Below are 13,142 nucleotides of genomic sequence, written 5' to 3'. Positions count from 1 at the left end.
CGGCCCGCGTCCGCTTCCTCAGGCGGTCACGGGCCCCGGGGCGGCGCGCCGGGCCCGGGTCGCCCGGGACCGTTCCAGCGCCTGCTCCCGCTCGCGTTCGCGGGCCCGCTTCTTCGGCAGGCCCACCGGGACGACCTCGAAGTTCTGCTTCGTGACGTCCAGCCGGTGGAACAGGTTGTCGGGGCCGGTCACGTACAGCGTGCCGACGCCGAGCCCCTTGAGGGACTCCACCATGGCGGGCCAGTGGATCGGCCGGTCGAAGGTGTCCAGCATCATCTCGCGCATCCCGGCGGCGTCCCGCACGACCGTGCCGTCGTGGTCGACGACCACCGGAAGGGCGGGGTCGGCCAGTTCGTACGCGCCGAAGACCTCCTCCTCCGCCTTGCGCCGCAGCGCCGAGAACGCCGCCGCGTGCACGGGCGGCCGCATCGAGTACATGGAGTAGCCGCCCGCCGCGCTGATGCCGGCGTTCAGGGCGTCGAGCTCCTTCTCCCGTACGGAGAGCATGTGGAAGCCGGCGTCGAGGCGGCCCGAGAGGTCGTACCAGGCGCCCCGGTCGTCGAACTCCGCGAGGATCTCGTCCAGGCGCTCCTGCGGGGTGCGTACGAAGCAGTGGGTGACCACGTCCTCGTACGCCCCGGAGAAGTACTCCTCCTCGCAGCGGGCCAGTTCGGCGGTCAGCCGGACGACGTCGGGGAAGGAGAGCGACCCGCTGAAGGCGGCGGTCGCCTTCTGGCCGAAGCTCGGCCCCGCGCAGACGCTGGGGGAGACGCCGAGGACGTCCACGGCCCGGTCCGCCAGCGCCATGGAGTTCACCAGGAAGGCGATCTGGAAGTCGACGGAATAGTCTTCCTCGGCATCACGGAAACGGTCGAACACCGAATATCCGAGCACCTCGTCGGCCTCCGCCAGCCGGACTCGCGCATACGGGTCCAGCATCAGGAACTTGCCGACTTCGGAAAACGACGCGGGGCCCATGCCGGGGAATACGATCGCGGTCCCGGTCCGGGAATCGGAGGAGTCTGCCGCAGGAGCCGCGACAATCGCATCAGAATGAGTCATGGTCCGTGAATACCTTTGCTTACGGGATGGTGGAGATGCTGTGAAGGGTGCGTGAGGTGGTGATGACGAGAAAAGGCCCCGCACCCGGCCGGGCGCGGGTGCGCCGGTCCGGGCACGAGGCCGGAGGAGAAGCGGAGGAACAGGGTCAGTCCTGGGCCCTGCGGTGGAAGCCCTTGATGCCGATCGCGCCGAAGATCAGGATCGCCGCGGTGAGCGCCATCAGGTCCACCCACAGCGGGATCGAGCCGGGACCGCCGGGCGGCAGCAGCAGGGCGCGGATCCCCTCGCTGACGTAGGTCAGCGGGTTGAAGGCGCACAGCACCTGGAACCAGCGGATGTCCGCCAGCCCGTGCCACGGGAACTGGGTGCAGCCCGTGAACATCAGCGGGGTCAGCGTCACCGCGAAGACGATGCTGATGTGCCGCGCCGGGGCCAGGGTGCCGATGGTCAGGCCCACCGTGCTGCCGGCCAGCGCGCCCATCAGCAGCACGCCCAAGGTGGCCGGGAACCGGTCCATCGGCCAGGACACGTTGTCCAGGACCAGGAAGCCCATCGGGATCATGAGCAGCGACGCGACGATGCCGCGCAGCATGCCGAAGACCAGCTTCTCGACCGCCACCAGGGTGGTGGGGATCGGGGCCAGCAGCCGGTCCTCGATCTCCTTGCTCCAGGAGAAGTCGATGATCAGCGGCAGAGCCGTGTTCTGCAGGCTCACCAGGAAGGCGTTGAGCGCCACCACGCCGGGCAGCAGGACCGCCTGGAAGCTGCCGCCGGTGAAGCCGAGTTCACCGAGGACCTTGCCGAAGACGAACAGGATGAAGAACGGTTCCACGAGGATCTGGGCGAGGAAGGTGCCCAGTTCGCGGCCGGTGACGAAGATGTCCCGCCACAGGATGAAGAAGAACGTACGGGTCACCGAGCGGACGCCGGCCGGAGCGGGCTTCAGCTCCTGCGGGAAGTCGGCGACCGGGTCGGGTGCGACGGCGGGTGCGGTGGCGGTGCTCATCTCAGCTCCCGGCCGGTCAGCGCGATGAAGACGTCCTCCAGTGTCGCGGTGCCCACTTTGATGTCCTTGATGTCGCAGTTCGCCGCCGTCAGGGTGGTGATGGCGGACGGAAGCACCGCACCGGACGGCGCGTCGCTGTAGAGGCGCAGCCGTACGGGCGCGTCCGCGGCCGGGTCCCCGGCGTCCGGCGCCGTGCCGTCTGCGGAGTCGCCCGAGTCGCTCGAGTCGCCCGGGCCTTCCGGGCGCCCGGGCTCGATCCGTTCGACCCGCGTCACCGCCTCGATCTTCTCCAGCAGGCGGATGACCTCCACGGCGCCGGATTCCGCCGGCCGCACGGTGAGGGTCAGGGCGGTGCCGCTCAGGCTCTGCATGAGCGCCTGCGGGGTGTCCAGGGCGAGCAGCCGCCCGTGGTCCACGATCCCGACGCGGTCGCAGAGCCGGGCCGCCTCGTCCATGTCGTGGGTGGTGAGCACGGTGGTCACACCGCGCCCGCTCAGCTCGGCCACCCGCTCGTGGATGAACAGGCGTGCCTGGGGGTCGAGTCCGTTGGCCGGCTCGTCCAGGAAGAGCACGTCGGGCCGGTGCATCAGGGCCCGGGCGATCATCACGCGCTGGGCCTGGCCGCCGGAGAGCTGGTCGCCGCGGTCCTTGCCGCGGTCGCCGAGCCCCACCCACTCCAGGCACTCGTCGGCGAGCCGGCGGCGTTCGGTACGGCCCATGCCGTGGTAGCCGGCATGGAAGGTCAGGTTCTGCCGCAGCGTGAGCGACTGGTCGAGGTTGTTGCGCTGGGGGACGACGGCGAAGGCCCGGCGGGCCTGCGCGGGGTGGGCCACGACGTCGACGCCCTGCACGAAGGCGCGCCCCGCGGTGGGGGCCACGCGGGTGGTGAGGATGCCGATGGTTGTCGTCTTGCCGGCTCCGTTGGGCCCCAGGAAGCCGAACACCTCACCCCGTCGGACCGAGAAACTCAAGCCGTCCACCGCCGGACGGTCACGGTCCCGGTACTTCTTGACCAGTCCATCGACCACGACAGCGGAATCCACGAGTCTTTCAGATTTCATTTATGCCTGCGAATCAAGTGGGACGCGGCAACGGCGGTCCGGCGGGTCCGCGGGGGGAATATCGCGTGACCGGCCGCGCGTCGGGCGCCGACTGAATGGGACGCGGAAATGATGTGCTTGCGCCATGTCTAACACACCGGACTGCACCGGGGTCCGCCGGACCCTGGACCTAGGGGGAGGCGGAAGGGCTTGAGGGGGGAATAGGGGTGATCACGCACTGCGGTCCCGGCGAATATTCTCATAGCATCGTCGGGTGATCGCGCCGGATCAGCTCCGCTCGCCTCACCATTTCGCGAGGAGACCCCGTGAAAGCACTCGTCCTGTCGGGGGGATCCGGCACCCGTCTGCGCCCCCCGCCCGCCCCTTCCGCCGAGCGGTTCCACCACTCGGCGGACAAGCCCGCCCTCCTCCACGCCATCGAGGGCGTCGCCGACGCGGGCATCACCGATGTCGGCATCGTCCTCGGTGACACCGCAGACGAGGTCCGCGCGGCCGTCGGCGACGGCGCGCGCTTCGGCGTGAGCATCACCTACCTCCCCCAACACCGGCCGCCGGGCCTGGCCCACGCTCTGCGCACCGCGCGTCACTGGCTCGGTGACGACGACTTCGTGACGTACCCGGGCGACACCCTCGTCCCCGGCGGGATCGGCGAGCAGCTGGAGGAGTTCCGCAGCCGCCGCCCGGCGGCGCAGGCCGTGCCCGGCCGGGCCGGGGTGTACTTCTTCACGGACGCCGTGCACCGGGCCGTCGAGGCCGTCCAGGCCTCCGCCCGCGGCGAGTTGGAGATCACCGACGTCCTGCGGTGGCTGGCCGGCCAGGGCCTGGAGGTCGTCTCCGGCACCGCCGGCGGCCACGACGAGGCGCAGTTCCGTTCATGAAGGCCCTCCACGCAGGAGGAGCCGGCCGCACGCCCGACCCACGAGTCAGAGGCGCCACCCGAGGCGGAGTTCCAGGGAGCATGACCCATGCGTACGGCCGGCCCCCCGCCGGGGAGACCACCCCCGACGAGGTCGGCCTGATCCAGATCCGGCAGCCCGCGCTCCCGAGCAGCTACCGCATGATCTGCTTCCCGAGCTCACGCAACTCCCCGCTCTGCTACCTCGCCATGGCCGAGCTGTTGCTGCCCACCGTGGAACTGCTCATCGTGCAGTACCCCTCCCTGTCGGCGGAGGAGGAACTCGACCCGGCCGCATGCGAGTTGCTGGCCGACAAGGTCTTCGAGGCGGTACGGGGCTGGACCGACCGCCCGTTCGCCCTCTTCGGGCACCGCATGGGCGCCGAACTGGCTTACGCGGTGGGATGCAGGCTGGAGCGGGAGACGTACGGCGCCCCGCTGACCCTGTTCGTCTCCGGGCGAACGGCACCCGGACACCGCGGCAGCCTCGGCCCGCCCGCCCTCAGCTGCCGGGTCGTCGCGCTGACCGCCCAGCACGACCAGCGCGCCGCGCTGGCGGGCGTCCGCGGCTGGCGGCGGTGCACGTCAGGCAGCTTCGACCTGGAGGTGTTCCCCGGCGCCCAGGGGTATCTGAAGTCGCACCGCCGGGAGGTGGTCAACATCGTCCACGACCAGCTGATCTCGCTCGGTGAACCGGACCCCGACTGAGGGGCCCCCAGGGGTCGTTCAGGGGTACCCGCCCTCCGGACCGCTGCCTAGCGTGCGGGGGTGGAGACCCGTGTCCGAGGCGGCCCCACCGCACGAACCCAACGGGGCGGCACCGGCCGAATCCCCATCCCTTGTGAAGCTCGCGATTCCCGCGATCCACCCCCCTGAACGGGCCCCGAACCACCGCCGACCCGGCGCACCGCACGCCGCCCGGCCGTGTCACGGCCCAGAGGAAGGACATTGTGCGACCGATGACCGCGAAGATATTTTCAGCCGACTCGGTACGGCCCGTCGACCAGTTCGAACAGGACGCCCTCCGGGTGGCCGAGGCGATCCGCGAACGCGGCGTCGGCCTCGGCGACCGGGTCATGCTCAAGGCCGGCAACTCGGCGAGCTACGTGTGCGTCCTGTACGCGCTCATGCACGTCGGAGCCTCGATCGTCCTCGTCGACCAGCAGGAACACGCGGAGGAGACCCGCCGGATCGCCCTGCGCACCGGCGTCAAGGTCACCTTCGTCGACGACGAAACCCCCATCTACCCCGACGCCGACCCCATCCACCTCTACGAGCTCATGGTCGCCGTCGCGGACCACGAGCCCGCCGCAGCGGCCCTGTCCTTCGACGCCTGGGGCGAGCTTCCCGACGGCCTCATCATGTGGACCTCCGGCTCCACCGGATCCCCCAAGGGCGTGGTGAAGTCCGGTGCCTCGTTCCTGCGCAACCTCCAGCGCAACGCCGACCAGGTCGGGCACCGGGCCGACGACGTCCTGATGCCGCTGCTGCCGTTCGCCCACCAGTACGGCCTGTCGATGGTGCTCATCGCCTGGCTCACCCGCTGCTCCCTGGTGATCGCCCCCTACCGCCGTCTCGACCGCGCCCTGCGCATGGCCCGCGACGCCGGGGTCACGGTCATCGACGCGACCCCGTCCAGCTACCGCAGCATCCTCAGCCTGGTCACCCGCAAGGCCGCGCTGCGCGCCCACCTCACCGACACCCGCATGTTCTGCGTCGGTGCCGCGCCCCTGGACGCGCCGCTGGTGGAGCAGTACGTGGCCGAGTTCGGGCTGCCGCTGCTCGACAGCTACGGCTCCACGGAGCTCGGCAACGTCTCCTTCGCCACCCTCGACAACCCGGTCGCCTGCGGCCGCGCCATGGAGGGCATCCGGCTGCGCATCGTCGACGAGGACGGCCGCGAGCTGCCTGCGGGGGAGACGGGCGAGATCCAGGTCGACACCCCCGACGCCCTCGAAGGGCAGGTGTCCGACGACGGCGCCATCGTGCCGGCCCACGCCACCGGCTGGCAGGCCACCGGCGACCTCGGCCACCTCGACGCCGACGGCAACCTGCACGTCCTGGGGCGGAAGTTCGCCGTGCACCGCATGGGCTACACGCTCTACCCCGAGCTCATCGAGCGGAAGGTGGCCGCCCAGGGCTGCCCCACCCGGATCGTGCCCCTGCCCGACGAACTGCGCGGCTCACAGCTGGTCTTCTTCGTCGAGGACGAGGAGATGAGGGACTCCGCGCACTGGCGGGAGCGGCTGTGCGCCCTGCTGCCCGCCTTCGAACAGCCCAACAAGGTCGTGGTGCTGGAGCAGTTCCCGCTCAACCGCAACGGCAAGCCCGACAAGAAGGCGCTGACGGCGCTCGCCGCCGACCAGGCCTGACCGGCCGTCCCGACGGCACGGTGAAGGCGCCCCCGCCCTGCGGCGGGGGCGCCTTCGCACGTCATGCGCGTTGTGCGCGCCGTGCCAGTAGCGACGGTCAGTCGTCGTAGGGCAGTTCGACGGGTGCCAGCTCCTCGAATTGGTCACCGGGGCCGGGGTTGTCCGGGTGGGTCGCCCCGCCCAGGTGGTCCAGTACGCCCCACACCGCGTTCAGGGCCGTCGTGACGGCGCCCTCCGCGAAACCGGCGGTCCACGACACGTCGTCGCCGCACAGGAAGAAGCCCCGCTGTGCCTGCGGCAGCCCGCGCTGCATGAACTGTGTGAACAGCCTGCGCTGGTAGCGGTACTGGCCCGGCAGGTTCGACTTGAACGCGCCCATGAAGTGCGGCTCGGTCTCCCAGGTGATGGTCAGCGGCTCACCGATCACGTGCGAGCGGATGTCCAGCCCCGGATAGATGTCCGCGAGCTTCCCCAGCAGGACGTCCAGCCGCTCCCGCGCGCTGAGCGTCGCCATCTTCAGGGAGTCGTCGTTCCACGTGTACGACAGGCACATCACGCCCGGGCGGTCCGGGCCGTCGTCGAACAGGTAGACGCCGCGCGGCATCCGGTCGGTGAGCGTCATGCTCATCACCGGCAGCCCGGTGTCCGGATCGACGTCGCGCCAGAACGGCCGGTCCGTCAGCACGAACAGCTTGGACGCGCCCATGTAGTGGGTCCGCTCCACCGCCGTCCACAGCGGCGCGCTCAGCAGCTCCGGATCGGTCTCCACGCGGTTCAGCAGCGTCCACACGTGCGGCGTGTAGACCACGGCGGCGAACCGGTCCCGCCGCCCGTCGGCATCGGTGACGGTGAACTCCGCCCCGTCGCGCCGCACGGAGCGGACCCCGGACCGGGCGGCCCCGCCGTGCAGGGAGGCCAGCGAGGTACCCGCCGGCCAGTGCGCGCAGTCCCCCGGCCGGTGTTCCCACAGGCCGCGCGGCACCTGCTGGGAGCCGCCGAGGATGGCGACCTGGTGGTCGTCGGCCTCGGTGTAGACGACGCGCAGGATCTCCAGCAGGGAGTTGGGGAAATCGGTGTCCCAGCCGCCGGTGCCGAAACCCACCTGCCCGAAGATCTCCCGGTGCCGGAAGGACCGGAACGCCGCACTGGTGGCGAGGAACCCGTAGAAGGACTGGTCGTCGAACTCCCGGACCAGCCGGTTCCAGACGTGCTTGAGCGTCTCCACGTCACGCCGCCGGACGGCGTCGCGCATCGTGGACAGCTCCGCCCGCTCCTGGAGCGCCTTCTCCCAGGCCGCGGCCACCTCCTGGTAGATGTCGGGCAGCTGATCCGCGGCGCGGGCGGTGTGGCGTACGCCGCCCAGGTCGATGACGGTGCTCGGGGTGTGCTTCGCCAGCGGGTTGGGGAAGGGGCCGGTACGAAGCCCCAGCAGGTCGATGTAGTGGAACAGCGCGCGGGCCGACACCGGGAAGCGCATCGCGCCCATCTCCGCCACACAGCCGGGCTGCCCCGGGAACGGTACCGAGCGCATCCGGCCGCCCAGCTGGTCCGCCTCGTACACGACCGGGCGCAGGCCCAGCCGCATCAGCTCGTGGGCGGCGGTCAGTCCGGCCATCCCGCCGCCCACCACGGCCACGGGCGTCCCGGCGCGCCCGGGCGGCAGGGAGCCCAGGCCCGCCGGGTGGCGCAGCCAGCCGTCGTAGGAGAACGGGAAGTCCGGCACGAGCATGGTGGTCGGGGCCGGGCTTGCTGATGTCATCTGGAGTACCTCTCGGGCCGGTTCGACATCGCTTCCAGGGGAACCGGAGACGAGCCGGGCGCGGCCGGCGACGCGGCGACGCAGCGGGCCCGGAGGGCGGGGAGAGCCACGCGCCCTGGTACGCCGTGCACAGTCGGTCCGGTCCTCGCACGCTACGCAGCGGCGTCGGAACCGGACAACCCCTACCGACCCGGGTGACCCACCCCGCCCCGCGCCCTACGCGGCCCGGCGGGCGGGCACCGCGATCGCGGTGACGACCAGGCCGCGTTCCGCGAGCCAGCGGCCGGTGAACTCCGTCACCGGCCGCCCGTCGGGAGCGGTCCCCGGACGCAGGACGCGGGCCCGGAACGTGCCGCGCCGCGGACCCCCGGCCGGGAGGTGCTCGTCCGTACGGAAGGACAGGGCCGCGTCGTCGAAGTCCAGCTCGGTGCCCACCAGGGGGTACCAGGTCTTGTACACGGCCTCCTTGGCGCTGAACAGCAGCCGGTCCCGGCACAGCCGGGCCGCACCGGTCACCGGGGTGCGGGCCCAGACGAGCTCCTGGGGGAGGGCGATCGACTCCAGGACTCCCCGGGGCAGCGGCAGGTCGGGCTCGGCGTCGATGCCGACCGCCACCAGATCGGTGTCCCGGGCGAGGACGGCGGCCCGGTAGCCGGCGCAGTGGGTCATGCTGCCCACCACGCCCGCGGGCCACTGCGGCACGTTGCGCTTCCCCGGCAGGACGGGCGTCGGCGGCAGCCCGAGCGCCGCCAGCGCGCGGCGGGCGCAGCCGCGTACGGTGGTGAACTCCTCGCGCCGCTCCTCCGTCGCCGCGGCGACCAGAACGGCCTCCTCGGGGTGGAGCACCGCGGAGCCGTCCGGCCCGAAGGCCTCGCTCGCGCGCACCTCTTCGGGCAGCAGGGTCTCTATCACGTGCGGGGCTCTTCCTCGGTGTAGGGCAGGATCTGCCGCAGCAGGCCCTTGGGGTGGCCGCGCTTGCGCCACTCGCGGGGGTAGCCGATCGACACCTCCTCGAACCGCACCCCGTCGTACCAGGTGGTCCGGGGGATGTGCAGGTGGCCGTAGACCACGGCGGCCGTACGGAACCTGCGGTGCCAGTCGGCGGTGAGCACGGTGCCGCACCACTGGGCGAATTCCGGGTGCCACAGCACGTCGGTGGGCTGGCGGACCAGCGGGAAGTGGTTGACCAGGACCAGCGGCACCGCCGGGTCGTGCGCCTCCAGCCGGCGCAGGGTGAGCTCGACCCGGGCCCGGCACCAGGCGTCCCGGCTCGGGTACGGGTCGGGGTGCAGGAGGTACTCGTCCGTGCAGACGACGCCGGCCTCGTGCGCCCGGGCCAGCGACTCCTCCTTGGTCGTGGTGCCCGCCACCCGGAACGTGTAGTCGTACAGCAGGAACAGCGGGGCGACGGCGACCGGGCCGCCGGGTCCCCGCCACACCGGCCACGGGTCCTCGGGCGTGACCACGCCCAGCCCGCGGCACAGCTCCACCAGGTGCCGGTAGCGCTCCTCGCCGCGGGCCTGGACCGCGTCCTCGCGCGGGGACCACAGCTCGTGGTTGCCCGGAGCCCACACCACCTTGGCGAAGCGCCCGGCCAGCAGGCGCAGCGCCCACTCGATGTCCTCGGTCAGCTCGCCGACGTCGCCGGCGACGAGCAGCCAGTCCTCCGGGTGGGTGGGCTTGAGGGATTCGGTGATGGGCCGGTTGTCGGCCATCCCGATGTGCAGATCGCTCACCGCGAGCAACCGGGGACCGGCCGCGGCGGTGGCGGGCGCGGCTCCGGCGGTGGCGGGCGCGGGCTGGGCGGCGGAATCAGGCAGTATGCGCGACATCGATGTCCCAACTGACCGGGAGGTCTTGACGACGAGTGATATTGATCTTCCTGTATACCCGCGTCAGATGTTGCTCCACGGTGCTGACCGTGATGAACAGCTTGGCGCCGATCTCCCGGTTGGTGTACCCGTGCGCGGCGAGCGCCGCCACCCGGCGCTCGGCGTCCGTCAGGATGGACGCCGCGGCCGGCTGCGCCCGCACGGGGCCCGGCGCCGGAGCGGCCGCGGGCCACGGCGGCGCGCTCTGCGAGGGCTGCTCGGCGTGGAGCTGGGACAGGTCCCGGGCCCCGCCCGCCTCGGCGATCCGCCCCGCCCGCCGGGTGTAGGTCCTGCCCTGCGCCGTGTCACCGAGCCGCTCGTAGGCGGTTCCGAGGTCGGTCAGCGCCCGGGCCAGCTCGTACGAGTCCCCCTCCTCCTGGAGCAGGGCCACGGCCCGGTCCAGCAGGGCGGGCCGTTCCGGCAGCGGCCGAGTACCCGCCAGGACGCGCAGGGCCAGGCCGCGCACCCGCGGTCCGGGGTCCTCGGCGAGCTGCTCCCGCGCGAACCGCTCCGCCTGGTCGCGGTTGCCGAGGGCCAGCGAGGCCTCCGCGACCCCGACCCGCCAGGGCGCCAGGCCCGCCCGGTCCATGTTCCACTCGCGCATCAGCCGCCCGCAGGTCATGAAGTCCGTGAGCGCCGCGTGGTGCCGTCCGGTGGCGAGCTGGTGTCTACCACGCGCGTAGACGAAGTGCAGGCCGTAGCGGGTCAGCAGCATCTGCTCGGGCACCGGGTGGTCCACCAGCGCCGCCGCCGCCTCGTGGTCGCCCATCGCTGTCCGCGCCTCGATGAGCGCGGACAGCGGCATGCCGATGCCCACGCCCCAGCCGTGCGGCGGGAGCTGCTCCAGGGCCTCCTCCGCCAGCCGGCGCGCCTGTGCCGGCTCGCCGCGGCGCAGCGCCATGTGCGCGCGCATCGCCTGCATGACCGCGGTCCACCCGGGCGCGCCGCGCTCGGCGGCCTCCTCCAGCAGCCGGTCCGTCCACAGGGTCGCCGCGCCCAGCCGCTCCGCGTACATCAGGGCCAGCAGGCACGCCCGCACGGTGACGTGCGTCTCCTCCGTGAGGCGGGTCCCGGAAAGGATCCGCTCGGCGTTCTCGGTGAGCCGTTCGTCCGCCGCGGCCCGGTCCCGTACGCCCGGGGCCGTGCCGCCGGGGGCCGCCGGGGCGCCGGTGGCCGCGCTCAGGACGCCGTGCAACGCCTCCATCGCGGCCAGGATGCCGTCCTCGGCGACGCCCGCGGGATGCGCCGCCCCGTCCCGGACCGGGCCGAGCGCGCCGTCCCAGGCGGGGCCGAGCGCGCCGTCCAGCTGGTCCAGCAGCGTGGGGTACGTGGAGGCCAGCACCAGCCGTACGCTGCGCAGCTCGGCGGTCATCGCGGGATCGGCGTTCCCGGGCCAGCCCTCCAGAGCGTGCTGGATCGCCGTCGCCGCGTCGTCGATCCAGCCGTTCCACAGCAAGTCGCCGACCAGCCGCAGGGATTCCGTGACCGGGAGCGAACCCTCGTGCAACGCCGCGTTGAGCGGCCGCAGTTCGCGCGCCCAGGCGGAGGGGTTGACCCGCCATATGAACTTGGCCATGCTCGACCGGAGCTGGATCCGCTCCCGCTGGTCCGAGGAGCACTCCTCGGCCAGCCGCAGGCAGCGCACCGCGAATCCGACGCGCTGCGAGGCCAGCGCCGTGTGCGCGGCGTCGCTCAGCACCCCTGGCACCCACTCCTCGTCGGGAACGCCCGGCCCGAGGCCCAGCAGGTGCGCGGCGACGGCCATCGGCGCCGCCCCGGCCCCGTACAGCAGCCGGGCGGCGCGCCGGCGCAGCCGGGCCACGGCGTCGTCGTCCAGGCTCTCCAGGACCGCCGTCCGTACCGCGCCGTGCCAGAAGCGCGAGCCCTGGAGGATGCCCGCGTCACCGAGAGCGGCCACCACGTCCTCCACCGTCCGCTCCTCGGCCTCCACCAGCCGGGCCAGTAACGGCAGCGGACCCGAGCTGCCGAGCAGTGCGATGCCCTGTGCGATCCGCAGGCCGTCGGCGCCCGTCCGGTGGATGCAGATCAACGCGTCCCGTACGAACCGGTCGCCCGGCTGGAACGGTCTCTCGTCCGCTTCCGCGCCCCGCCGCCTGGGGTCGTGGTCGTCCAGGAGGCTGCGCACGAGCAGCGGGTTGCCTCCGGTGGCCGCGTGCAGGGCGGCGGCCAGCCGGGCGGTGAGTGCGGGCGCGCCCGCGTGGGCGGCCGAACGGTCCGTCTCCGCGGCCCGGTGGGCCAGCAGGGCCTCGACCCCCCGGACGCTGAGCGGGCGCAGCCGCAGGCGCGGCCCCTCGATCTGACGGAGCAGTTCCTCCAGGACGTGCGGCGGGGTCGCGCCCGCGTCGGGGCCCCGGGTGACCATCAGCGAGAGGCCCGCCCCCGCCGTGCGCGCACGGCGCAGGGCGTACAACAGGCAGTGCAGGGACTGCGGATCGGCGTACTGCACGTCGTCGATCGCGATCAGGACGGGCCCGCGCGCCGCGAGGCCGGCGAGCCGGGCGTGGAACGCCATGAGGGTCTGGGTGGGGACGAGGTCCTCGGTGCCGGCCGGCCCGTGGAGCGGGAGGGGGCCCGCGGCGTCCGCGGTGTCGCGCAGCAGTTCTTCCACCACGCCGAAGGGGATGTCCTGTTCGGCGGCAGAGGTCACGGCGCTGAGGAGCCGGACGCCCGAGTCGGCCGTCCGCTCCAGGACGCGGTGCAGCAGAGCCGTCTTGCCCGAGGCGACCGGGCCGCTTATCACGGCGGTCCGGCCGGGCGTGGTGTGGTCGTCGGGAGCACCGGCGAGTGTGGTTCCGTAGGCGGCTCCGTGTCCGGTTCCGTGGGACCGGGCGGCGCCGGTCACCCAGGAGGTCAGCTTGGCGATCTGTTCATCCCGCTCCACCAACATGACTGTGGAAGCCTCCCCGAGAGAGATAAGAAACGTCGCATGTCGGTCTCATGGCATGACATGGCTATTCACTTCGAGTTACCGCACGTACAGGAAGGCGGTGCCCGAGGAGCGCCTGGAATTCAGCGCTCACCGTTGGTCAAACGGCAGGACGGCACTTCCCGTTCGGCGGGTTGATTGAACTGTACCAACTTTGGCCCGGTCGGCT

Annotated in this window: 10 protein-coding genes; 3 read left to right on the top strand and 7 right to left on the bottom strand. The window is 72.3% G+C overall.

The annotated features are described in order from the left end of the window. Positions 1-18: 18 nt before the first annotated feature. The 3 genes from OG386_RS02275 to OG386_RS02265 form a co-directional block, all read right to left on the bottom strand. Positions 19-978, bottom strand: coding sequence for an ACP S-malonyltransferase (locus OG386_RS02275; protein ID WP_328786488.1), 960 nt, complete (start codon positions 976-978; stop codon positions 19-21). Between the two features lie 229 nt (positions 979-1,207). Next, positions 1,208-2,068 carry an ABC transporter permease gene (locus OG386_RS02270; protein WP_328786487.1) on the bottom strand — a complete coding sequence of 287 codons (861 nt, stop codon included), beginning with the start codon at positions 2,066-2,068 and terminating at the stop codon, positions 1,208-1,210. Then, the gene (locus tag OG386_RS02265) at positions 2,065-3,096 is read right to left on the bottom strand and encodes an ABC transporter ATP-binding protein (RefSeq protein ID WP_328786486.1); all 1,032 of its coding nucleotides are present in this window, start codon (positions 3,094-3,096) and stop codon (positions 2,065-2,067) included. Before OG386_RS02265 ends, OG386_RS02270 begins: the two co-directional genes overlap by 4 nt. 338 nt (positions 3,097-3,434) lie before the next feature. On the opposite strand from OG386_RS02265, the gene OG386_RS02260 reads away from it, so the two are divergent. The 3 genes from OG386_RS02260 (at position 3,435) to OG386_RS02250 (ending at position 6,396) form a co-directional block, all read left to right on the top strand. Next, entirely contained in the window at positions 3,435-4,007 is a 573-nt protein-coding gene (locus OG386_RS02260; protein WP_328786485.1) for a sugar phosphate nucleotidyltransferase, read from the top strand. An 80-nt stretch (positions 4,008-4,087) separates the two neighbouring features. Beyond that, complete coding sequence (locus tag OG386_RS02255) at positions 4,088-4,732, top strand: thioesterase II family protein (protein WP_327387932.1); 645 nt, start codon at positions 4,088-4,090, stop codon at positions 4,730-4,732. A gap of 251 nt (positions 4,733-4,983) precedes the next feature. Next, a complete protein-coding gene (locus tag OG386_RS02250; RefSeq protein ID WP_327387933.1) occupies positions 4,984-6,396 on the top strand; it encodes a class I adenylate-forming enzyme family protein in 1,413 nt (470 codons plus the stop codon). 97 nt (positions 6,397-6,493) lie between these two features. Here OG386_RS02250 and OG386_RS02245 read toward each other — a convergent pair whose 3' ends face one another. From OG386_RS02245 to OG386_RS02230, 4 genes are all read right to left on the bottom strand, one after another. Then, positions 6,494-8,155 (bottom strand): flavin monoamine oxidase family protein, encoded by a 1,662-nt coding sequence (locus OG386_RS02245; RefSeq protein ID WP_328786484.1) that lies wholly within the window; start codon positions 8,153-8,155, stop codon positions 6,494-6,496. A gap of 216 nt (positions 8,156-8,371) precedes the next feature. Next, positions 8,372-9,067 carry a 4'-phosphopantetheinyl transferase family protein gene (locus tag OG386_RS02240; protein WP_327387935.1) on the bottom strand — a complete coding sequence of 232 codons (696 nt, stop codon included), beginning with the start codon at positions 9,065-9,067 and terminating at the stop codon, positions 8,372-8,374. Then, positions 9,064-9,987 (bottom strand): metallophosphoesterase family protein, encoded by a 924-nt coding sequence (locus OG386_RS02235; protein WP_405790439.1) that lies wholly within the window; start codon positions 9,985-9,987, stop codon positions 9,064-9,066. Before OG386_RS02235 ends, OG386_RS02240 begins: the two co-directional genes overlap by 4 nt. Beyond that, positions 9,968-12,928, bottom strand: a complete 2,961-nt coding sequence (locus OG386_RS02230; protein WP_328786483.1) for a helix-turn-helix transcriptional regulator — start codon at positions 12,926-12,928, stop codon at positions 9,968-9,970. The genes OG386_RS02235 and OG386_RS02230 overlap by 20 nt, the downstream gene beginning before the upstream one ends. Positions 12,929-13,142: the final 214 nt, after the last annotated feature.

The organism is Streptomyces sp. NBC_00273 (assembly GCF_036178145.1).
In the GTDB taxonomy this organism is placed as follows: Bacteria; Actinomycetota; Actinomycetes; order Streptomycetales; family Streptomycetaceae; genus Streptomyces.
The sequence above is the reverse complement of the archived record's forward strand: the minus strand, read 5'-3'. Positions and strand labels throughout refer to the sequence as shown.

Bases quoted from the DNA above. Each gene is read 5' to 3' on its own strand.
- OG386_RS02275 (WP_328786488.1), bottom strand. From the start codon at position 978: ATGGGCCCCGCGTCGTTTTCCGAAGTCGGCAAGTTCCTGATGCTGGAC.
- OG386_RS02235 (WP_405790439.1), bottom strand. From the start codon at position 9,987: ATGTCGCGCATACTGCCTGATTCCGCCGCCCAGCCCGCGCCCGCCACC.
- OG386_RS02245 (WP_328786484.1), bottom strand. From the start codon at position 8,155: ATGACATCAGCAAGCCCGGCCCCGACCACCATGCTCGTGCCGGACTTC.
- OG386_RS02250 (WP_327387933.1), top strand. From the start codon at position 4,984: ATGACCGCGAAGATATTTTCAGCCGACTCGGTACGGCCCGTCGACCAG.
- OG386_RS02255 (WP_327387932.1), top strand. From the start codon at position 4,088: ATGACCCATGCGTACGGCCGGCCCCCCGCCGGGGAGACCACCCCCGAC.
- OG386_RS02270 (WP_328786487.1), bottom strand. From the start codon at position 2,068: ATGAGCACCGCCACCGCACCCGCCGTCGCACCCGACCCGGTCGCCGAC.